The following is a 21,427-nucleotide window of genomic DNA, read 5'->3' as shown; positions in this document are numbered from 1 at the left end:
TAGGCTGCCGGGTCATGTCCGACACGTTGCTGACGAAGCTGGAGTCCGGGGTCCTCACCCTCACCTTCAACCGGCCCGAGAAGAAGAACGCCTTCACGCACGCCATGTACGAGGCGGCGACCAACGCGCTGCGGCAGGCGGAAGGCAACGCCGACGTCCGCGTGGTGCTGCTCACCGGCGCGGGCGGCGTCTTCACCGCGGGCAATGACATTGGCGACTTCATGGAGCACCCGCCCTCCGGCGAGGACAGCGCGGTGTTCCGCTTCCTGCACGCGCTGGTGGACGCGTCCAAGCCGGTGCTCGCGGCGGTGGACGGGCCGGCGGTGGGCATCGGCACGACGATGCTGCTGCACTGCGACTACGTCGTGGCAAGCGAGCGAGCGCGCTTCAACATGCCCTTCGTGCAGTTGGGGCTGTGCGCCGAGGGAGCGAGCAGCCTGCTCCTGCCGAGGATGGCGGGCTTCGCGCTGGCGAGCGAGCTGCTCCTGTTCGGCGAGCCCTTCGACGCGGCCACCGCGCAGCGCGCGGGCCTGGTCAACAAGGTGGTGCCGGCCGCCAACCTCCAGGAAGTGGCCGCCGAGCGCGCGAGCGCCCTGGCCTCCCGTCCCGCCGAGGCGGTGCGCGTGACGAAGCGACTGATTCGCGAGCCGCTGCGCGCCGAAGTCCGCGCCACGCTGGCGCGCGAGGGCGCCGAGTTCGTCCAGCGCCTCCAGTCCACCGAAGCGCAGGAGGCCTTCATGGCCTTCATGTCCCGCGGCTCCAAGAAGTAGGCAGAAACGATAAGGGCCCGGACGCCGGTCGCGGCATCCGGGCCCCTGCTTCATCCGGAGGTCAGCGCGACTTCGGTGCCTGCGGCGGCTTGGGCGCGGCGCGCTGGTCGAGGAAGGTCTCGATGCTCTGCCCCTGCGCCTCCTTCAGCGCGGTGCACTGGTCCACCGCCTCCAGCACCTGGGCCAGCATGCGGGGACCGCCTTGAGCGCGCGCGTTGCGCTCGGTGAAGAAGTCGGCCACCTGCTTGCGCTTGTTCGCGTCGCAGAAGCCGAAGCCCACGAAGGACATGCGCGCCGCCCAGTCCTTGGGCAGCAGCGCGTCCGGCGAGTCCCCCACGAGCTTGTCGTAGTTCTGCGTCACGAAGTCGTAGACGGTGGCCGCGGTGCGCGGGTTGCGCGGTCCGAAGAACATGCCAATCGACTCGCGCGGGTCCAGGTCCTTCTCGAGAATCAGCGCGAAGCTCTGCTTCGCCAGCTCCGGGTCCGTGAAGCCGCCCAGCGCTTGGATCAACTGCTGCCGCGTCTTGCGGTCCTGCTCCGTGCGCACCGCGGTGATGAGCTTCTGCTGGAAGGCCGCGTCATCGTGGCCGGCGGCGATGGCGAGCACCGTGTCCACCATCTCCGGCGCCACCGCGCGCTTGTCCTTCAGCCACGCGTCCGCGAGCGTGCGCGCCTCGGCGACGAGCTTCGGGTCACCGCCCTCGCGGCCCGCCAGCCGCACCAGCCGCCCGCGCAGCAGGCGCGTGTCCTCAGTCTCACCCTTGCGCGGCGTGAAGCCGAGCTGCCGCGCGCGCGGGCCGTACGTGTCGCGCAGGAAGCGGGCGCGCTCCTCCTCCTTCGCCTCCGGAATCAGCCGCATGCCGGCCAGGTCCAGCAGGTCCAGCGAGGCCTCGGTGACGACGCGGTCCTTGTCGTTGGCGGTGCGGGCCGCCAGCGCCAGCGCCTCGGACGCGGGCAGCGAGCCGGCCATGGCCAGCGCGCGCACGTCGCCCAGGAAGGCCACGCGCTCGGCGCGCGACAGCGAGTCCATGCCCCCCTTCGACAGCTTCGTCGCCGCCTCGCCCGACAGCTGCATGCGGTAGTAGCCCGCACCCTCCGCGTTGGGGAACACCCAGGCCGGGCACGACTTCGCGTCGGTCAGCGCCACTTCCGTGCGCTCGCCCTCCAGCAGCGTGCACACGCGGCCCTCCTTCTTGTCGGCCGAGTACTCCACGCACACCGGCACCCGCCAGGACTGCGGGCCCGGCGCCTTGGAGCCCAGCGGCAGGTAGCGCTTCTGGGTGAGCACGACCTTGACGCTTGGCGCGCCGTCGGCGCCGGCCGCGCCGCACTCCAGCGACGCGGTGACGAGCGGCGCGCCGCCCTGGTCCAGGAAGGTGCTCATCATCCCCGTCACGTCCTTGCCGGACTCGGTGTCCAGGGCGGTGAGGAAGTCCTTCGCGGTGGCGTTGCCGTGCGCGTGCGCCTTGAGGTGACGCTGGATTCCGCGGCGGAACACGTCGCGGCCCAGCCACTCCTCCGTCATGGAGAGCACCGCGGCGCCCTTGCCGTAGGTAATCCCGTCGAAGGCGTTGACGATGTCGTTCTGGCTCTCAATCGGCTGGCGGATGCGGCGCGCGGACAGGAGGCTGTCGGAGTCCAGCGCGTCGCTGCGCTCGGTCACCCGCTCCACCGGGGCGTCCCACGTGGGGCGCCACGTCTCGATGATGCGCGGGGTCATCCACGTGGCGAAGGCCTCGTTGAGCCACAGGTCGTCCCACCACGCCATGGTGACGAGGTCGCCGAACCACTGGTGCGCCAGCTCGTGCACCTGCGTGTTGGAGAAGGCGCGCTGGCGGCCGGGGGTGTCCTCGTCCAGCTTGGAGAGGATGAGGCGCGAGTTGAACGTCACCAGGCCCGGGTGCTCCATGGCGCCACCGAGCAGCGGCACCGCGAGCACGTCCAGCTTCTCGTAGGCGTAGGGGATGCCGAAGTACTCCTCCAGCGCGCCGAGGATTTGCGGCGTCACCTCGGCGGCGTAGGTGGCCTCCACCGCGCGGCCCTTCGGGGTGATGATGCGCGTCTTCACCTTCTTCTTGCCGGAGGGCGCGGCGGGGTGGAAGTCGAAGGGGCCCACGCCGAAGGCGATGAGGTAGCTGGGCAGCGGCTGGGTGCGCGCGAAGCGGAAGGTGCGGCCGCCATTGGGGCCGGACTCCTCGCTCACCTGCGGCGTGTTGGTGACGGCCACGTTGCCGGCGGGCACGTGGAAGGTGAGCTGCCACGGCACCTTGAAGCCGGGCTCGTCGAAGGAGGGGAAGACGCGGCGCGCGTCGATGGGCTCGAACTGGGTGTAGACGTACCAGTCACCGCCCTCGTTGACGCGGAAGGCGCCGTCCGTGTCCTTCTCGGAGGCGAGGCCCTCGTACACCACGCGCAGCTGCGCGGCGCCCTTCTCCAGCGGCTTCGCCAGCGAGAAGCCGAGGAAGTCGGTGCCGCCCTTCACGGGCTTCACGTCGATGGCCGAGCCATCCTGCGTGAGCGTGGCCTGCTTCACGATGAGCGCCTTGCCGTGGAGCCACACGACGGAGGTGGGCTTCACCACCTCCAGGTCGAGGACGGCCGTGCCCTGGAAGGTGGTGGCCTTCGGGTCCACGGTGAGCTCCACCGTGTACCCGGTGGGGCGCACGTCGCCGGGGAGGCGCAGCTCGGGCGGGGTGGGAGTGGAAGCCTCGGCCGCGGCGGACTGCGAGGCCTGGGCGGAGGCGGCGGGAGGCTCGGTGGGGGGATTCTGCCGAGCACCGCACGCGCTGAGGAGGGTGACGACGGCCAGGGCCGCCGGACGGAGCAGGTTGGGCATGGCGCGCATAGTGGCCCATGAGAAGCAGGCAGGGTAGCGCGGAGCGCGTGTGTGTCCTTGCCGTCACCGCGGGTTCGAGGTGGAGTGCCGCCGTGTCCCAGATCGCCTCAACGTCCTCTCCCGAAATCCCACAACCGGCCAGGCAGGCGCTGCCCCCGGAGCACCTGCGCCACATCGTCGGCACGCCGCCCGGCAAGGTGGTGGACCTGCTCACGCGCGTGGTGTGGGCGTTCCTCACGTGGCTGTCGCCCGAGTCGCGCGACGCGCTCGCCCGCTTCGTGGGGAACCTGGCCTACACGCTGGGCATCCGCCGCCGCGTGGCGCTGGGCAACCTGGCCATGGCGATGCCGGAGAAGAGTGAGGCGGAGCGGCGGGAGATTGCGCGCGGGGCCTACATCAACATGGCGCGCGTGGTGGTGGAGTCGCTGCCGAGCGGTGAGCGGCTGCCGCCGGACTGGGCCGAGCAGGGAGTGGAGGGCGGCGAGGCGTGGGAGGCGCTGAAGGCGCACGTGGCCACGGGCCAGGGCGTGCTGATGGTGACGGCGCACTTCGGCAACTGGGAGCTCTTGGGGAACATGCTCATCCGCTGGGGCGTGCCGCTGGATGCGCTGGTGCGGCCGCTGAAGGGCGCGCTCAACACGCGCATCGCGGTGAACCGCGTGGGCTGCGGCGCGGGGCTCATCTACCCGCGTGGAGCCATCCAGGAAATCATCGACGCGGTGAAGCGGGGCGAGTCCCCGTTCATGCTGCTGGACCAGGCGCTGCCGGCGAAGGCGGCGGTCTTCGTGCCCTTCTTCGGGAAGCTGGCGTCCACGACGCCGGCCATGGCGGTGGCGGCGAAGCGCACGGGCGCGCCGGTGTTCGTGGTGATGGGCGTGCGCAACGGGCGCGGCGGGGCGAGGCTGCGGCTGGAGGTGGAGGGGCCGATTCTCCCGCCCGCGCCGGGTGAGGCGGAGGACCCGATTACCGAGCACACGGCGCGCGTGACGGCCGCGCTGGAGCGCTGCATCCGGAAGTACCCGGACCAGTGGATGTGGCTGCACCGGCGGTGGAAGTACCAGCCGGAGCCGGCGGCCGCTGGGAAGCCGGAGGCCTCGCTCGAGGCGAAGAGCTGAGGGCGGCTACCAGCGATAGTCACCGAAGAGGCAGTCGGCGAGCGTGACCTTGCCGAAGCCGGTATTGCCCACCTGAAGGTCCGGCACGGGCGTGGAAAGCACGTCCTGCTGCAGGCGAGTGGTGCCAAACGTTTCGATGGCGAGGGCTTCGAGCTTCTCCGCGAAGGGCAGGAACTCCGCGGGGAGCGGAGGCTGATAGGTGATGGTCTCCGTGATGTCGCCCACGTGCTTGCTGTGGTCGGCGTAGATGATGTGCACGGGCACCAGGATGCAGACCATCAGCACCACCTCTTTGTGCTCCGGTGCCCCCACGGGATGGCCAGGCAGCCCCAACCGGAGTGAGTAGGCAGGGTCGTAGCGGATGTTGGGATAGTCCCACGCGTCGCCGTCCGGCATCTCCGCCTTGACGCGCTGAAGAAATGCGTCCCATGCACGGGCATCGCTCACAGCGGCACGCCGGAGCTTGTCGAGCCGCTTGAACTCCTCCGTGGACTCGTACCGGGGGTCGGTCTCATAGAGGCCCGCCGGGTAGTACTGATGGACGAGTCGGAGGAGTGCCTCCGCGGTGAGTAACTGGCCCATGAGACTGCCTCCCTGCTTGCTGGAAGATAGGCACTCGTGTGGCCAGTGGCGATGCGTGCTGGCCCTACGACAGTCCGCTACTCCGGTGCGAACTTCGTTCGGGGGATTCCTGGCTCGATGAAGCGACGGACCCTGACTCCCGGAAGCCGCGACTCCAGAAGGGTCCTCATGTGCTCCAGGAACAGGAAGCAGAGTTCCGCGCTCGTCGCGGGTCGCTGACTCAAGGCAAGACGTGCGGCCTCATCGGCTGCCATGGCTGCCGCCTCTTGTGCCATGACATCGGCAATGCCCCCCTTCCTGGTCTTGAGCGGGACGCCAATCTCGACGTCACACTGGGCTTGGACCGGCTGGGTCTGAGAAACACGTGTGAGAGTGATGGTGGTCTGCGCCACCTTCCACCCTCCTGCCGCGCGACCCTGCCGAGAAACCACCTCGTGGAACTGGAAGGCCGCAGGCGGAATCCGCCCGGCGGCGCCGGCCGCACAGCCGGAGCCAAGGCTCCCCACCAGCATCCACGCGAGCAGCACGGTCAGCACGAGACCCGGTCGCATGCGCCCTCCCGGCCGGAACTCCCGTCGGCCCGAGATGCAGCATCACCCGCTTCCGCGCCCTGCTCCTGGAGCCGACATCAAACCTCAGGAGCTTCGTTCGACTCACGACACCCTGGGCTCCCTACTCCACCACCACCCGCCTCAGGTGCGCGCCCAGCCGCGTGACGACTTCGTAGTGAATCGTCTGCGCCCAGCTCGCGAGTGACTCCGCGGACACGGACTCCTCGCCGTCCTTGCCCATCAGCGTCGCCGTCACGGGGCGCTCGTCGGAAGTTGCGCGCGTCACGTCCACGATGAGGTGGTTCATCATCACGCGACCCAGCACCGGGCACCGGCGCCCATTCACGAGCACGTGCGCCTTGCCCGACGCCAGCCTCGGGTAGCCGTCGTAGTACCCCACCGGCAGCACGGCGATGCGCGTGGGCTCCGGGCACCGGTACGTGCAGCCGTAGCCCACGTAGCTGCCCGCCGGCAGCCACTTCACCACCTGGCTGCGGCACTTCCATGACAGCACCGGCTTGAGCACCGGCACCTCGCCCAGCACCAGCCGCGCCGACAGCCGCGTCTCCGGCGAGGGCCACAGCCCATACAGCGAAATCCCCACCCGCAGTGCCTCGTAGCGCGCCCTCGGCAGCACCAGCGTCGCGGCGCTCGCGGCGATGTGCCGCTGCAGCGGCTTCGCCGGCTTCAACTGCGACTCCAGGAACGCCATCCCCGTCTCGAACGCGTCCACCTGCGCCAGCGCGTACCCCTGCTCCGTCACGTCCTCCGTGTTCGCGAAGTGGCTCAGCGCCCCCACCACCTCCAGCACATCCCGCGCCTCCAGCAGGAAGTGCGACTCGCGCGGCAGCCCGTCCAGCGTGAAGCCCTCGCGCCCCAGTCCCGTGTCGATGTGCACGTGCACCCGCAGCGGCTTCTCCAGCTTCGCCGCGCGCAGCACCGCCACCGCGTCCGCCCAGCCACGGTCCGCCACCACCGCGTCGATGCCCTCGCGCGCCAGCACCACCGCCTCCGCCGGCGCCACCGCGCCCAGCACCAGCACCTGCCGCGGAGGCAGCCCGTGTGCCCGCTCGTGCTCGCGCACCTTCAGCGCGTCCTGCGGCGCGATGAAATAGAGGACGTCCACGTGCCCGTGCACCAGCGGCAGCACCTGCGCCAGCCCGTGCCCGTAGGCATTGCCCTTCAGCACCACGCCCAGCGCGCGCGGCGGCGCACCCTTCCCCTCCAGCACCCGGAACACCGCCACGTTGTGCCGCAGCGCGGACGCGCTCAGCTCCAGCCACGAGGCATGGACCGCGTCTCCAGGGCCGCTCCCAATCGACTCCACTTGCACCTCCACCTCGACTCAGCGCCCCATACCAGCAATGCGCGGGCCATGGGGTATGCGGCACCCCGGCCACACACGTGCCCGCGCGCGGGGCAGGCGGACGGGAGCCGGCGTGGGCTCCACTGCGCCCGTGCCCCACACCCTCCTTTCTGGAAGCCATAGAGCAGGCGTGCAAGCACTTCACCGGGGAAACAGTCGAAACCGGATTACCGGAGGCGGTGTTATCGTCGCCCTCGTGTCCACACCGGACGTTTCCCTGGCCCAGGCCTTCGTCGCGGCGCGCGGCGGCACCGCTGCTCCGGAGTCGCTGCCTTCCTTGCAGGAGCGGCTGGCGCGCGTGCTGGACTCGGCGCGCTCGGCATGGCCCGGAGTGGAGCTGAACGGCCCGCGCTACGTCGGTCACCTCGCACGGCTGCTCGCGGGCGAGGCCCCTGACGAGGACGTGGAGAAGCTGAACCTGCCGGACGTGTACCTCGCGCGCGCGGCGGCGGACGGACTGCCCGCCGCGCTCAAGGCCTTCGAGGCGCGCTTCCTCCCCGAGGTCGACGCGGCGGTGGCGCGCCTGAAGCTGCCCCCCACGGGCCTGGACGAGGTGCGCCAGCTGCTGCGCCAGCGCATGCTGGTGGGCAGCGCGGAGGCGCCCGCCCGGCTGGCCGCCTACCCGGGCACCGGCCCCCTGAGCGGATGGGTGCGCGCGGCGGCGCTGTGGCTCGCATTGGACTGGCAGCGCCAGCGCAGCGGCCAGGCCCAGGTGGATGACGGGGACCTGTCCGTGCTGATGGCCCCCGGCGATGACCCGGAGCTGGCGTACCTCAAGACGACGTACCGCGCGGAGTTCAACGCGTCCTTCGCGGCGGCGCTCGCGGCCCTGGAGCCGCGCCAGCGCAACTTCCTGCGCCTGAAGTACCTGGACGGGCTGAGCATCGACCAGCTCGGCGCGCTGTACGGCGTGCACCGCTCCACCGCGGCGCGCTGGGTGGTGGGCGCGCAGGAGGCTCTGCTCCAGGAGACGCGGCGCCTGCTCACCGACCGCCTGCGCCTCACCCGCTCGCAGCTCGACAGCGTGCTGCGCCTCATCTCCAGCCAGCTCGACGTGAGCCTCAGCCGCCTGCTGCGCTCGCGGCTGGACTGACGAAAGCCTCCACGCCGTGGCCTGCCTGGACGAGAGCACCTTCGTCGAGCTGCTGATGGGCAGTCTGCCTCCGGCCCGCGCCTCGGAGGTGGACGCGCACCTGGACACGTGCGCCTCATGCCGGCGCATGGTGGCCCAGGGCCTGCGCGCGCAGTCTCCCGACGAGGGGCCGCCCGGCGAGGCCACCGCGCTCACGCCGCCCCGCCCCGCGCGCGGAGAGGACGCGCCGCTGGAGAAGGGCACCGCGGTGGGCCGCTACCTCGTGCTGGAGCGGCTGGGCTCCGGCGGCATGGGCGTCGTCTACAGCGCGTATGACCCGGAGCTGGACCGGCGCGTGGCTCTCAAGCTGCTGCGCGTGGGCGTGCTGGGCCTGGAGGTGGAAGAGGGCCGCGCCCACCTGCTGCACGAGGCGCAGGCCATGGCCCGCGTCTCGCACCCGCACGTGGTGCCCATCTACGACGTGGGGACCTTCGGAGAGAACGTCTTCCTCGCCATGGAGCTGGTGGAGGCGCAGACGCTGCGCCAGTGGCTGAAGGCCGCGCCGCGCCCGTGGCGGCAGGTGCTGGCCCTCTTCCTGGACGCGGGCCGGGGCCTCACGGCGGCGCACGCGGCGGGCGTGGTGCACGGCGACATCAAGCCGGAGAACCTCCTCGTCGGCCGCGACGGCCGCGTGCGCGTCACCGACTTCGGCCTCGCCCGCAGCGCCAACCCGCTGGGCGAGGACGCACCGGGCACACCCGTGGCCGGCGGCACGCCCGCGTACATGTCGCCGGAGCAGCTGGACCCGGACGCGCACCCGGACGCGCGCAGCGACCAGTTCGCCTTCTGCGTGGCCCTGTACGAGGCGCTCCACGGCGAGCGCCCGTTCGCCGCCGCCACGGTGCGCGAGCTGCTGGCGGAGATTCGCACCGGGCGGGTGAAGCCCGCGCCCCGGGGCTCGCCGGTGCCACCGTGGCTGCGGCGTGTGATGGTGCGCGGTCTGTCCGTCGACCCCATGGACCGGTATGTCTCCATGGAGGCGCTGCTGGCCGCGCTCCAGCACGACCCGGCGGCGCGCTGGGCGCGGCGGCTCAAGGTGGCGGGCGGCGCGGCGCTGCTCCTGACGGCGGTGGCCATCACCCACGCGGTGGGCTCGCGCCGCGAGCAGGTATGTGCTGGCGCGGGCAAGGAGCTCGCCACGGTGTGGGGGCCGTCGCAGCAGGCGGCCATCCAGTCCGCCTTCCTCGCCACCGGCAAGCCCTACGCGGGCGCGGCGTGGCAGCGCGTGCGGCGCACGCTGGACGTGTACACCGCCGAGTGGGTGACGACGCGCACCACCGCCTGCGAGGCCACGCGCGTGCGGCGCGAGCAGCCCGAGGAGGTGCTCGCCCGGCGCATGCACTGCCTCGACGGCCGGCTGGCGGAGGTCGCCGCCCTCACGCAGCTCTTCGCCCGCGCTGACGCGGGCACGGTGGAATTGGCCGCGCGCGCAGCGGAGGCGCTGCCGCCCTTGCAGCGCTGCTCGGACCTCGTGGCCCTGGCCGCGCGCGCGCCCGAGCCCGTGGACGCCGAGGCCCGCGCGCGGACGGAGGCGCTGCGCCGGACGCTGGTGCGGGCGCGCGCGCTGAAGGCGGCCGGCAAGTACGCGGAGGCGGTGGCGCTGCTGGAGCCGGCAGTGAAGTCCGCGAAGGACGCGGGGGACCGCTACGGCGCCGCCGACCTGCTGCTGCCCCTGGGCGAGCTGCAGGAGGAGCTGGGCGACCCGCGCAAGGCGGAGGCCACGCTCTTCGAGGCGGTGTGGGCCGCCGAGGCCGGGCGCAACGACGTGGTGGCCGCGCGGGCCTGGACGTCGCTGGTGCACACGTCCGGCGAGGTGCTGGAGCAGTACGCCCTGGCCTGGCGCTGGAAGGAGCGCGCCGAGGCGGCCATCGAGCGGATGGGCGGCGACGCGGTGCTGAGCGCGCAGCTCCAGGTGCGCACGGGGGCGCTGCACTTCGTGCAGGGCCGCTACACGGAGGCCTCCGAGCAGCAGGAGGCGGCGCTCGCCCGGCTGGAGCAGACCTATGGCCCGGACAGCCTGGAGGCGGCGGACGTCCGGCTGGGGCTGGGCTCCACGCGCATCGCCCAGCACCGCGTGGACGATGCGCTGAAGCTCACCGAGCAGGCCCTGGAGACGCGGCGCAAGGCCCTGGGCCCGGACCACCCCGACGTGGCCCGCGCCCAGATGAACCTGACCGAGGTCTATTGGCGACAGGGCAACCTGGCGCGGGTGGAGGAGCTGTCGCGCACGGCGCTGGCGGTGTTCGAGCGCGCGCTCGGCCCCGGGCACCGCGACGTGTCGACCGCGCTCGAGATGCTGGCGGCCGTCGTGGAGCGACGAGGCCGGGGCGAGGAGGCCCTGCGACTCCAGGAGCGCGCGCTGGACATCACCCTCCAGGTGGAGGGCGTGGAGAGCTCCGGCACGCAAATCGTCCTGAGCAACCTGGCCAACCTGCTGGCGCGGATGGGGCGCCATGAGGAGGCCCTGGCGCACCACATGGCCACCATTGCCCCGCTGGAGCAGCGGCTCGGGCCCCAGCACCCCTTCCTGGCCAGGGCCCACCGGGCGTGCGGCAACAACTACCGCGACATGAAGCGCTACCAGGAGGCCCAGCCCTACCTGCTGCGTGCGCTGGCCATCCTCGAGTCGCGCCAGGATGACCCGTATGGCTACCGGACGGGCACGTGGATTGACCTGGGCCGCAACTGGTTGGACTTGAAGCAGCCGCGCAAGGCCGCCGAGGTGCTGGAGCTGGCGGTGGCGAACCGCTCCGGCTCGAAGCAGACCCAAGGGGAGCGGGCCTTCTCGCGCTACGCGCTGGCCCGGGCGCTGTGGGAGGGGAACCTGGACCGGCCCCGCGCCCTGCGGCTCGCCGAGGAGGCGCGGGAGATGTTCACCGGCATGGGCGAGCGCTACGTGAAGGTGGTGGTGGAGATGGACGCGTGGCGCGCCAGCCTGCCCCGGCCCGCCCGGGTGCCGGCGGCCGGCACGCGCTAGCGCCTGCTGGAAGCACGGCGGGCGACGAAAGAAGCGCATGGGGCTCCCGTCCCGCACACGAAGCGCATTAAAGAAGGAGCGGGATGCGAACGCTCTTCATCGGGGACGTGCACGGATGCGCGGAGGAACTGGACGCGCTGCTGGCCGAGTGCGGCTGGCGGCCGGACGACCGCGTGGTGCTGGTGGGGGACCTGGTGGCGAAGGGTCCGGACTCGGCGGGCGTGGTGCGCCGGGCCCGCGAGCGCGGCTTCCTCGCGGTGCGCGGCAACCATGACGCGCACGTGCTGCGCTGGCACGCGGGCCGGGGGCCCAAGGGCAAGAAGCTCAAGCCCGAGCACCAGCACGTGCTGGACACGCTGTCGCCCGAGGACTGGGAGTGGCTGGCGGCCCAGCCGCTCTACCGCCACTTCCCGGAGCTGAACGTGGTGGCGGTGCACGGCGGGCTGGTGCCGGGCGTGGCGCTGGAGCATCAGAAAGAGGACGAGCTGCTCAACCTGCGCAGCATCGCCGCGGACGGCACGCCGTCGAAGCGCGTGGACGGCGGCGAGCCGTGGGGCAGCTGCTGGAAGGGGCCGGAGCTGGTCATCTTCGGGCACGACGCCATGCGCGGGATTCAGCGGCACCCGTACGCGCTCGGGCTGGACTCGGGCTGCGTGTACGGCGGGCGGTTGTCCGCGTACGTCCTGCCGGAAGGGCGCCTCGTGTCGGTGCTCGCGAAGCGCGCGTACGTGGACGTCGACTCGTCACAGTGAGGGCTCACTCCCACTCCACGCGCGCGTAGGCGGAGGCCGCGCTCCGCAGCTGGAGGCGCGCCCGCTCATCGGGCGGGAAGCCGTCGCGCACGCGCAGGGCCCGGGTGCCGAAGCCCACCGCGGCGCGGATGGCGTCCGCGAGCGCCGCGGCGCGCTGCACGTTCAGCAGCGTGGCCTCCACCGTCACTTCGGCCGAGGGTGTCACCACGAGCGACCAGTACCCGGACACGGACGCCGTGAAGCGTTGCAGCCGCGCGGCCAGCGGCGACGTCGCGCACAGGCGCACGTCGTCCGGCAGCGCGTTGTAGATGTCCACGCACGTCAGGTGCGGCAGGGCGGCCAGCAGGGTGAAGGCCTCCGTCAGTTGCGAGGCGACGCCCCCCCTGAGCTGCAGGCTCCGCACCGGCAGCGGGTATCTGCCCAGCTCCCGGGCGGTGGCGTCCCGCATCCGGAGCAGCCGCGTCACGCCCCCCAGGTGCGGATGTGCGAGCCACGCCGCGGCGCCTGGAGGACTCTCCCAATACCAGTCGATTTCCCGCACCGTGCCCCATGCCGGCCCGGGTGGAGGCAGGACCTGCTGCCCGCGCCGGATGGACAGGCGGACCGACGCCGGGAAGCCCCGCTCGAAACGCGTGTGGTCCGGGTCGGCGAGCGGCCCCAGCGGGGCCCGCCAGGACATCCCGTGCCGCGCCAGCAGCGCCTTGACCCGGTCCTCATCGGGATGCGGCGAGCACTGGAGCGCGATGAATTCCCCCAGCGGGTCGCCCTGCTCCAGCAGCTGGTCGGCCAGCACGAGCCGCGCGCCGTCGTCCTCCGGCCTCGCGCGGACGCGCGCGAGGAGCTCCTTCCGGAGGGACCTGCGACTCGCGTCGGCCTCCTCGCGCGCGTCGAGGTCCTCCTCCAGCGACCTGCACAGCGCGCGAGCCTCCGCATCCAGTGGGGAAGGCTCCGATGCGTCCACCCGCGGGAGGAAGGCGCCTCGCCGCCCGAAGTCGTAGCGCTCGCCGTCTGGGGCCTCATACAGCGCCTGGAGGGCCAGGGCCGTGCGCGAATCCCGCAGGTGGCCGAAGAGGTCGATGAGCGCCGCCCGGACCCATAGGTTCCCGGCGGCGGGCATGGACGCGATGGCGAGCAGTGGCGGCACCAGCCGTGGGTCCGCGGGCCACTTCCGGAGCGCCTCGAGCTGCTCGCGCAGCACGATGAGCCGGCCCTGGTTCGCGGTCTCCAGGAGCGACTCGAGCATCCGTGGCAAATCGAGAGGTTGCCGCAGCTCCATCTCGGATGAGTGGGGCTCGCATGCGAGCGGTGGCAGCTCGGCGGTGAGCCGTGCCGACAGCTTCTCCACCAGCCCGGCGAGGCGCTCCGAGCGCGTCTCCCGCCAGGCCTCGAGCAGGAACCGCAGGGCCTGCTCTTCCTCGCCCCGCTCGAAGACCGAGCGCGCGAGTTCGAGGAGCCCGGTGAGGAACGCGTCCGCCATCTCAGCTCCACTCCACCCGCTCATAGACAGACGCCGCCGCCCCCAGGAGCTTCCGGTCCGGCGCCGTCAGGCGGCACTCCACCCGGATGTGGAGCTTCCGGATGCCGAAGCCCGCCGCGTGCTGGATGGCGCGAGCGAGCGGCCGGACTCCCTCCTCGCCCAGGAGCTTTGCCAGGACGGGCAGGTCCTTCCGAAGCATCAGCACCAGCGCCCATCCCACCGTGCCCCGCGCCTCGAAGCGCTCCAGTCGCGACGCCAGCCGGGACTTCACGCACAGGCGCACGTCCTCCGGGTCCGAGTCCTCCACCAGCAGGCGCGTCAGGTGGGGCAGCCCATCCAGTCGGGTGAACAGCTCCGGCGCATTGTCCACGACGGGGCCCATGACACCGAGCTGCCGCACGCCCAGCCCGCGCTCACCCAGTCCCCGCGCCAGCTCCGCCTCCACGTGCCACAGCACCCGCACGTTGCGCAGGTGCGGGTGCGCGAGCCACGCCGCCATGTCCGGCAACATCGCGCGGGCCCAGTCAATCTCCTGCACCGTGGCCCAGCCAGGCGCGGCCTCCGGCAGCGGCTCTCTCCACCAGGGGTTCATCTGTACGGCCCTCGGGAAGCCCCGCTCGAAGCGCGTGCCGCCACGCACGATGGAGGGCCCGAGCGGCGCCTCCCAGCGAAGGCGGTGCGCCGCCAGCAGCTCCTCGATGCGCGCCTCGTCGGGCTGGGACGCGCACTGCAAGGTGATGAGCTCGCCCAGCGGGTCGCCCTGCTCCAGCAGGTGGTCCGCCAGCACCATCCGCGCCTCCAGGTCCTCCGGGTCCTCGTACACGCGCGCCAGGAGCGACTCGCGAATGGGCGCGCTCCGGACTTCAGCAGCCCCGCGCTCGAAGAGGGCCTCCTCCAGCTCCTCGCACAGGCGCGAGGCCTCCTCATCCAGCGGCAGGCCCGGCCTCGCGAGGAGGCGCTGGATGACGGCCTCCAGCCGCGTCGAGAGCTCGGAGCCCGGAGGCAGGCCCGCGCGCACCTCCCGCAGTGGCTCCAGCGTGCGCGGGTCCCTCACCTCCTCCAGCAGTCCACACAGCACGTCGGGAACGCCGAGGTCACCAGCGACGGGCATCCGGGAGATGTCCAGCAGCACGGGCGTGAAGCGCGGGTCCGCGGGCCACTCACGGAACGCCCGGAGCGACTTGCGCAGCGAGCCGGGAAAGCCCCGGTCCGCGCCCTCCTGGACGGTGACGAGCAGCCGTGGCAAATCGAGCGGCCGGTGCTCCAACATGGTGGACGAGCCAGGCTCGCAGTCGAGTGGCGACAGTCCCCGCGTGAGCCGCTCCGACAGTCGCTCCACGAGTGCGGCGATGTGCGAGTCCCGGGCATGCCGCCACGCCTCCAGCAGGCGGCCCAGGGCCTCCTCCTCGGCGTGGCGCTCGAAGGCCTCCAGCGCGCGTCCGAGGAGGTCTCTCAGGGTGTCACTCACGGGGCGGCAGTGTAGCCCCGCTTGCCCCGACCTCACCCCCTGGGAGGCCGCACCACCAGCACGGGCCGGTCCGTGCGCAGCAGCACCTCCTGCGCCACCGAGCCGAGCACCGCGCGCTTCAACCCCGAGCGCCCGTGCGTACCCATGACGAGCGCATCCACGCGGAGCCGCTCGGCGGCCTGCACCAGCGTCGTCACCACGTCCCGGCCATGAGCGAGGACCTCCACCTGCACGCGCCGCCCGCCGGCCTGCGCCGCCTTCGGCACCACCGCGAGGAGCTGCTGCTTCAGCTCCGCCTCCTGCTCGGGCTTCACCCGCCCCTCCAGCACATGGACGAGGTGCACCGTGCCGCCCTCGGGCACCAGCCCGCAGGCGTGAGCCACCGCGCGGTTGCCCGTCTCGGAGAAGTCGGTGGCCACGAGCACCTCGCGGAACACGGGCAGCGTCACGTCCGCGACCGAGGGCGCCACCATGGAGGGCACGCACGCCACGGACATGCGCGCCAGCCGCACCGCGTGGTGCGACACGCTCCACAGCCGGCCCAGGGCGCGCCGGTGGTGCGTGCCCACCACCAGCAGGTCCGCGCCCTCGCGCGCGGCCAGGTCCACCAGGTGGTCGGCGATGCGCCCCACGCCCGCGTGCGCCACGACGCGAGGCGCCTGTCCTCCGGAAGCCAGCGGCGCCATCAGCGCGGCCGTCTCCTGCTCCACCGCCTGCCGCAGTTCCGCCGTGATGTCGCCGAAGGCGGGAGGAAGCGGCAGCCCCAGGCGCGGGTACTCCTCCTCCGGCCAGTACACGCGCGCGCCCACCACCTCCACCGCGCCCCAGCGGCGCAGGCCCTTCACCCACTCGCGCGCGGCCTCGAAGGGCAGCGAGCGGTCCACGCCCAGCATCACCTTCAGCGGCCGCTCACCCCGGGCCCACGCCTCCAGCGGCGCCGCATCGCGCACCACCAGCAGCGGGACGGTCAGCGCCTGCGCCAGCCGGTCCACCGTGCCCCCCACGCTCAGGAAGGGCGCCTCGTCGCTCGGCGCCGCCGTCACCACCAGCGAGGCCTTCTGCTCCCGCGCGGCGGCCTCCACCGCCTCCGCCGGCTCACCGGTGAGCAGCACACGCTCCACCTTCGCGCCCGACTTCTCCAGGCGCTTCGTCTGGTCGGCCAGGGCGGCCTCGGCCGCGTCGGTCAGCGCCCGCCCGAAGGCGCGCGCGGAGTTCGGATTCAGTACGTGCACCAGGCGCAGCGGCTCCCCCGTCTTCCGGGCGAGCTCCGCGGCCAGTGCTGACGCGCGCAGCGCGGCGTCGGAGAAGTTCGTGGCGCAGATGATGGACATGTCACTCTCTCCCAGCTTCGGTGGTGCGGCTCGGTTCGAGGTGAAGACAATTCACCTTCCGTGCCAGTGCTCAGCTCGTCGCGGCCGGCGCACGCAGCACCTGCTCGGCGCGCACCTCGTTCACCAGGGGCTCGCCCTGCTCGAAGGCCCGCACGCTGGCCAGTGTCGTCTCGGCGATGTTGGCCAGGGCCTCGTGGGTGAGGAAGGCCTGGTGCGAGGTGACGAGGACGTTGGGAAAGGTGAGCAGCCGCGCCAGCACGTCGTCCTGGAGCACCTGCCCGGAGAGGTCCTGGAAGAAGATGCCCTCCTCCTCCTCGTACACGTCCAGCCCCGCGCCGCCGATGTGACCCGCCTTCAGCGCGTCGAGCAGGGCCCGGCTGTCGATGAGCGCGCCGCGGCCGGTGTTGATGAGCACCACGCCCTTCTTCATCCGCGCCAGCGCCGCCGCGTCCACCATGTGGCGCGTGCCCGGCGTGAGCGGCACGTGGAGGGAGATGACGTCCGACGCGGCGAACAGCTCCTCCAGCGGGACGAAGCGCACGCCCGCTTCGCGCTCGAAGGCGGCGTCCGGCGCCACGTCGTAGCAGAGCACCTGGCAGCCGAAGCCCCGGAAGATGCGCGCCGCCACGCGGCCGATGCGGCCCGTGCCCACCACGCCCACCGTCTTGCCCGCGAGGTCGAAGCCCACCAGCCCGTCGAGGGAGAAGTTCCAGTCGCGCACACGCAAGAAGGCGCGGGGGATGTGGCGATTGAGGGAGAGCACCAGCGTCACCGCGTGCTCGGCCACCGCGTGCGGTGAGTACTCCGGCACGCGCGTCACGCGGATGCCCAGCCGCCGCGCCGCCTCCAGGTCCACGTGGTTGTAGCCCGCCGAGCGCGCCGCCACGAGCCGCACCCCACCCGCCTGCAGCGCCGCCAGAGTCGCCGCGTCCAGCTTGTCGTTGACGAAGGAGCACACCGCGGGAAAGCCGTCCGCCAGCTTCGCGGTCTGCAGCGTCAGGCGCGGCTCGAAGAAGGTGAGCGCGTGAGCGAAGTGCGCGTTGGCCTTCTCCAGCGCCTCACGGTCATAACGGTGGGTGTCGAAGACGGCCAGCCGCATGTCTGCTCCCCTGCCCGGCTGGACTGCATGCCCGCCGTATCGCCCTGGTGTCAGTGCAATGCCCGCTCCAGTCCACGCCCCCGAGGTACCCGCACGGGCCGCGCAAAAGCTGCGCACGCAGGGTCGACGCTGCAAAAGCTGCGCGCCAGGCGAGCGGAGGTTGGCCCGGCAGCGAGCTTGCGACTTCGCATTTCAGGGCGCGCGAAGGGGCCGAGGCCTACCTTGGTGCGAAGAGTTCGCGTCGGGAGGAGCCATGTTCCGCTGTAAGGCCTGTGGGGCGTTCAACCGTGTGCGCGAGCCCCGTCCGCCGGGCGCGCCCGAGTGCGGCCGCTGTCACTCCGCGCTGGACGTCACCGGCGCCCCGCAGGAGGTGGATGGCGAGGGGCTGGACCGCGCCGTCCTCGGCTCCCCGGTGCCGGTGCTGCTGGACTTGTGGGCCCCCTGGTGCGCGCCGTGCCGCGCCGCGAGCCCCATCGTGGAAGCGGTGGGCCGGGCGCAGGCGGGACGGCTGCTGGTGCTGAAGCTGAACACCGAGCAGCACCCCCACGCGGCCAGCACGCTGCGGGTGCAGGGCATCCCCACCTTCGTGGTATTCGCGGGCGGACGCGAGGTGGCACGGCGCAGCGGCGTGCTGCCCCGCGCGGAGCTGGAGCGGTGGGTGATGACGTCGGTGGCGCAGGGCGGCGCGAACGCCACCGCGTGAGCCCCCACGTACAAGGAGGCACGTCATGGAGGATGGCGCCGCGCTGCTGACGGACCTCTACCAACTGACGATGGCGGAGGCGTACCTCGACGAGGGGTTGTGGGACGAAGCGGTGTTCAGCCTCTTCGTCCGGCGCCTCCCGGAGCACCGCAACTACCTGCTCGCGGCGGGGCTGGAGGACGCGCTGGACCTGCTGGAGCGCCTGCGCTTCCGCGCGGAGGACCTGGACTGGCTGGCCTCGCTGGGACGCTTCTCGGACCGACTGCTCGGCTGGCTGGAGCGCTTCCGCTTCAGCGGGGACGTGGACGCGGTGCCCGAGGGCACGCCGGTGTTCGCCCAGGAGCCGGTGCTGGAGGTGCGCGCGCCGCTGCCGGAGGCACAGCTGGTGGAGACGTACCTGCTCAACCAGGTCCACCTCCAGACGCTCGCGGCGTCGAAGGCGGCGCGGGTGGTGGAGGCGGCGGCGGGGCGCCCGGTGATGGAGTTCGGCCTGCGGCGCATCCACGGCGCGGACGCGGGGCTGAAGGTGGCGCGGGCCGCGTACGTCGCGGGGGTGGACTCCACGTCCAACGTGCTCGCGGGGAAGCGCTACGGCATTCCGGTGGCGGGCACCATGGCGCACAGCTACGTGCAGGCGCACGACGACGAGCTGGAGGCCTTCCGCGCCTTCACGCGCGTGTACCCGGACGCGACGCTGCTGGTGGACACGTACGACACGCTGCACGGGGTGCAGCACGCCATCCGACTGGCGCGCGAGCGGGGCGAGGACTTCCAGGTGCGCGCGCTGCGGCTGGACTCGGGAGACCTGCTGGCGCTGTCGCACGCGGCGCGGGAGATGCTGGACGAGGCGGGGCTGCAGCCGGTGCGGCTCGTCGCCAGCGGCGGGCTGGACGAGGACGCGGTGGCGAGGCTCGTCGCGCATGGCGCGCCGATTGACGCCTTCGGCGTGGGGACGGCGATGGGTGTGTCCGCGGACGCGCCATCGCTGGACATGGCGTACAAGCTGGTGGAGTACGCGGGCCGCGAGCGCGTGAAGCTGTCCGAGGGGAAGGTGCTCCTGCCGGGCGCGAAGCAGGTGTACCGGCAGGAGGAGGACGGCGTCGCGCGCGGGGATGTCCTCACCCGGCGCGGAGACGTGGTGCAGGGAAGACCGCTGCTGCGGCCGGTGATGCGCGCGGGGAAGCGGCTGCCCGGAGCCTCCCCGCCGCTGGCGGACGTGCGGGCCTGCGCGAGGCGGGAGGTGTCGCGGCTCCCGCGCGAGGTGCGCGCGCTGGCGCCCGCGAGGCCACCGTACCCGGTGAGGGTGGGCACGGAGCTGGAGCGGGCGCGCGCGGCGCAGGTGGAGGCGTGGTCCGCGGCGCCCTGAGCCTCAGTTGCCCGTGAGCACGCGGGCGTCGTACTGGCGGATGAAGCCCCCGGTGGTCCCCGGGTTGCCGCCGCCGCTCACCACGACCTTCCCGGTGGAGGTGAAGGCGACGTGGGAGACCCGCGTCCCGGCGCCTCCGGCCACTTCGACATATGTGACGGGGCCCGGCGTCCGCGTCTGCAGGTTCATCAGGGAGAACCAGCCCCTGGCCGCATTGGAGCTGTTGGCAATCGCCTCATACCCGCCGATGAGCAGCGTGCCCGTGGACGAGAAGGCCTGCGCGAGGACGATGCCCGGCCCGCTCGAGGACGAGGCACTCCACTGCAGCTTCCCGTCCGTACCCAGCCAGTAGTGCGTGAAGCCACCCGGAGCCGGAACCGAGCCGGGAACGGAGATGAAGGAGCTCGTCTCCCCCGTGGGGCTGATGACGAATTCGTACCAGGAGCTGTCCGTCGCCCACACCCGAGCGCCCTCGGTGGTGAACTTCTGGTAGTAGCCCTTCAAGAAGATGAACTCCCCGGGCGCCTCGCCGCGAATGTACGTGTTGCCGGACACGAAGACCCGCCCATCCGGGTCCACCCCCAGTCCGGTGGGGTAGTTGCGCTCGCCATCATTGAAGAGCACGTTCCAGCGCTCGGTCCCCTCGGGCGTGAGTGAGACGAGCTTGAACAGCCGCGTGGTCTCGAAGGAGCCCAGGCCCACCAGCGCGTAGACGTGTCCGCTGGCGCTCGCCACGAGGCTGTGCGCGCTCAGGGACTCGCCCTCCGGGGTATGGCTCCACAGCTCCTGCCCATCCGCGGCGCGGCGGGTCACCCGGCCGGCGAAGTCCATCAGGTAGACGTTGCCCGCACCGTCCACGGCCATCTCCGACGCGCCCGGAACGGAGCGCGTCCAGAGCTCCTGCCCGGTGCTGCTCAGCCGTGTCAGCGTCGTCGAGTCCAGGACGAGGATGTCGCCGTTGGGCGCGGAAGCCACGTTCAAGGGCTCGGAGGCTCGCCGCACTTCCCACTGGAACAGCGGGCTGAACGACTTCACGGAGACGCGCTTCGGCCCGTCCATGCGGAGCCGACAGCCGTTGTTGGGCGCCGTGTCGCAGGCCCCGTCCCAGATGGGGTAGCCCCCGGGCGCGGTCCGGAGGATGAGCTCCGGCGTGCGCACGGCCATCGTGCACGGCTGGTCGCAGGACCACTCGTCGTCGCCGGCCACGACGCGCACGCCCGCGGGCATGGAGGCCACTTCCACCGAGGTGACGGCCATCCCCTTGAGGACCGTCTGGTCCACGGCGGGTGCCCCGTCCACCTTGAGGCGGGCCTCGTGCGCGCCAGCCACCTTGGGCGTGAACTTCACGCGCACCTCGCACTCCATTCCCGCGTCGAGATACCGCTCGCAGGTGTTGGCGGTGATGGTGAAGCCCTGGCCGTCGATGGACATCGACACCGACTCCACGGCGGCCGGCGAGGCGTTGCGGATGGTGAAGAGCTGCTCGGGGGACGTCTTCCCCACCTCCAGCTCACCGTAGTCGAGCGACTCCCGGTCGATGATGAGGGCGGCCGACCCGGTCTTCTCGTCGTCGGAGTCAGAGCACGCGCCGAAGAGGACAGGGGCGCCGAGGAGCAGCAGGAGCGAGAGCAAAGGCTTGCGAAGCATGCGCGGCCTTCTAGGAGAGTCCATATCAGCCTGACAAGCACACCCCTTCGAAGGGGCACCCCAGGCGGAGGGCCCACGGCCCGCGTGCGTGTCTGTCATTGGCGGTGAAATCGGGAGAGCATCCTGACGGGACACGCGGGCACTGCTGCTCACGTCCAGGGCCAGCCTGGCCAGCGGGCCCCAGCTCCAAGGTCCTGGGGCGCGGCGCGGGCACTGTCGTGAGACAGCAGTGCCCGCGAGACCGCCTCCCGACCC

Annotated in this window: 16 protein-coding genes; 7 read left to right on the top strand and 9 right to left on the bottom strand. The window is 72.1% G+C overall.

Annotated elements, in window-relative coordinates:
• Positions 1-14 precede the first annotated feature (14 nt).
• Positions 15-770: an enoyl-CoA hydratase gene (locus G4D86_RS08300; protein ID WP_163991343.1), complete on the top strand. Its 756-nt coding sequence runs from the start codon at positions 15-17 to the stop codon at positions 768-770.
• Between the two features lie 61 nt (positions 771-831).
• On the opposite strand, the gene G4D86_RS08295 is transcribed toward G4D86_RS08300, so the two are convergent.
• Positions 832-3,606 (bottom strand): M1 family metallopeptidase, encoded by a 2,775-nt coding sequence (locus G4D86_RS08295; RefSeq protein ID WP_163991341.1) that lies wholly within the window; start codon positions 3,604-3,606, stop codon positions 832-834.
• A 92-nt stretch (positions 3,607-3,698) separates the two neighbouring features.
• On the opposite strand from G4D86_RS08295, the gene G4D86_RS08290 reads away from it, so the two are divergent.
• The gene (locus G4D86_RS08290; protein ID WP_420821848.1) at positions 3,699-4,721 is read left to right on the top strand and encodes a lysophospholipid acyltransferase family protein; all 1,023 of its coding nucleotides are present in this window, start codon (positions 3,699-3,701) and stop codon (positions 4,719-4,721) included.
• A 6-nt stretch (positions 4,722-4,727) separates the two neighbouring features.
• Here the strand turns inward: G4D86_RS08290 and G4D86_RS08285 are convergent, their stop codons facing one another.
• From G4D86_RS08285 to alr, 3 genes are all read right to left on the bottom strand, one after another.
• On the bottom strand, positions 4,728-5,303 hold the full coding sequence (locus G4D86_RS08285) for a hypothetical protein (RefSeq protein ID WP_163991337.1): 576 nt from the start codon (positions 5,301-5,303) through the stop codon (positions 4,728-4,730).
• Between the two features lie 77 nt (positions 5,304-5,380).
• Complete coding sequence (locus tag G4D86_RS08280; protein WP_163991335.1) at positions 5,381-5,854, bottom strand: hypothetical protein; 474 nt, start codon at positions 5,852-5,854, stop codon at positions 5,381-5,383.
• 121 nt (positions 5,855-5,975) lie between these two features.
• Entirely contained in the window at positions 5,976-7,181 is a 1,206-nt protein-coding gene (alr, locus tag G4D86_RS08275) for an alanine racemase (RefSeq protein WP_240360119.1), read from the bottom strand.
• A 235-nt stretch (positions 7,182-7,416) separates the two neighbouring features.
• On the opposite strand from alr, the gene G4D86_RS08270 reads away from it, so the two are divergent.
• From G4D86_RS08270 to G4D86_RS08260, 3 genes are all read left to right on the top strand, one after another.
• Positions 7,417-8,313 (top strand): sigma-70 family RNA polymerase sigma factor, encoded by an 897-nt coding sequence (locus G4D86_RS08270; RefSeq protein WP_163991332.1) that lies wholly within the window; start codon positions 7,417-7,419, stop codon positions 8,311-8,313.
• A gap of 16 nt (positions 8,314-8,329) precedes the next feature.
• Entirely contained in the window at positions 8,330-11,329 is a 3,000-nt protein-coding gene (locus G4D86_RS08265; protein WP_163991330.1) for a serine/threonine-protein kinase, read from the top strand.
• Between the two features lie 83 nt (positions 11,330-11,412).
• Positions 11,413-12,081 (top strand): metallophosphoesterase, encoded by a 669-nt coding sequence (locus tag G4D86_RS08260; RefSeq protein ID WP_163991328.1) that lies wholly within the window; start codon positions 11,413-11,415, stop codon positions 12,079-12,081.
• A 4-nt stretch (positions 12,082-12,085) separates the two neighbouring features.
• Here G4D86_RS08260 and G4D86_RS08255 read toward each other — a convergent pair whose 3' ends face one another.
• The 4 genes from G4D86_RS08255 to G4D86_RS08240 all read right to left on the bottom strand — a co-directional run bounded on the left by G4D86_RS08255 (position 12,086) and on the right by G4D86_RS08240 (position 17,456).
• Positions 12,086-13,558 carry a TIGR02996 domain-containing protein gene (locus G4D86_RS08255; protein WP_163991326.1) on the bottom strand — a complete coding sequence of 491 codons (1,473 nt, stop codon included), beginning with the start codon at positions 13,556-13,558 and terminating at the stop codon, positions 12,086-12,088.
• A gap of 1 nt (position 13,559) precedes the next feature.
• Positions 13,560-15,026 (bottom strand): TIGR02996 domain-containing protein, encoded by a 1,467-nt coding sequence (locus G4D86_RS08250; RefSeq protein WP_163991324.1) that lies wholly within the window; start codon positions 15,024-15,026, stop codon positions 13,560-13,562.
• A 32-nt stretch (positions 15,027-15,058) separates the two neighbouring features.
• A complete protein-coding gene (locus G4D86_RS08245; protein WP_163991322.1) occupies positions 15,059-16,357 on the bottom strand; it encodes a universal stress protein in 1,299 nt (432 codons plus the stop codon).
• A 70-nt stretch (positions 16,358-16,427) separates the two neighbouring features.
• Positions 16,428-17,456, bottom strand: a complete 1,029-nt coding sequence (locus G4D86_RS08240; protein WP_163991320.1) for a 2-hydroxyacid dehydrogenase — start codon at positions 17,454-17,456, stop codon at positions 16,428-16,430.
• A 253-nt stretch (positions 17,457-17,709) separates the two neighbouring features.
• Between G4D86_RS08240 and G4D86_RS08235 the strand changes: the two genes are divergently transcribed.
• Both G4D86_RS08235 and G4D86_RS08230 read left to right on the top strand, forming a co-directional pair.
• The gene (locus G4D86_RS08235; RefSeq protein ID WP_163991318.1) at positions 17,710-18,159 is read left to right on the top strand and encodes a thioredoxin family protein; all 450 of its coding nucleotides are present in this window, start codon (positions 17,710-17,712) and stop codon (positions 18,157-18,159) included.
• Positions 18,160-18,184: 25 nt separating this feature from the next.
• Positions 18,185-19,525, top strand: coding sequence for a nicotinate phosphoribosyltransferase (locus tag G4D86_RS08230; protein WP_163991316.1), 1,341 nt, complete (start codon positions 18,185-18,187; stop codon positions 19,523-19,525).
• A gap of 3 nt (positions 19,526-19,528) precedes the next feature.
• Here the strand turns inward: G4D86_RS08230 and G4D86_RS08225 are convergent, their stop codons facing one another.
• Positions 19,529-21,172, bottom strand: coding sequence for a choice-of-anchor D domain-containing protein (locus tag G4D86_RS08225; protein ID WP_163991314.1), 1,644 nt, complete (start codon positions 21,170-21,172; stop codon positions 19,529-19,531).
• Positions 21,173-21,427 lie beyond the last annotated feature (255 nt).

It is taken from the genome of Pyxidicoccus caerfyrddinensis (assembly GCF_010894405.1).
Classification (GTDB): Bacteria; Myxococcota; Myxococcia; order Myxococcales; family Myxococcaceae; genus Myxococcus; species Myxococcus caerfyrddinensis.
The sequence above is the reverse complement of the archived record's forward strand: the minus strand, read 5'-3'. Positions and strand labels throughout refer to the sequence as shown.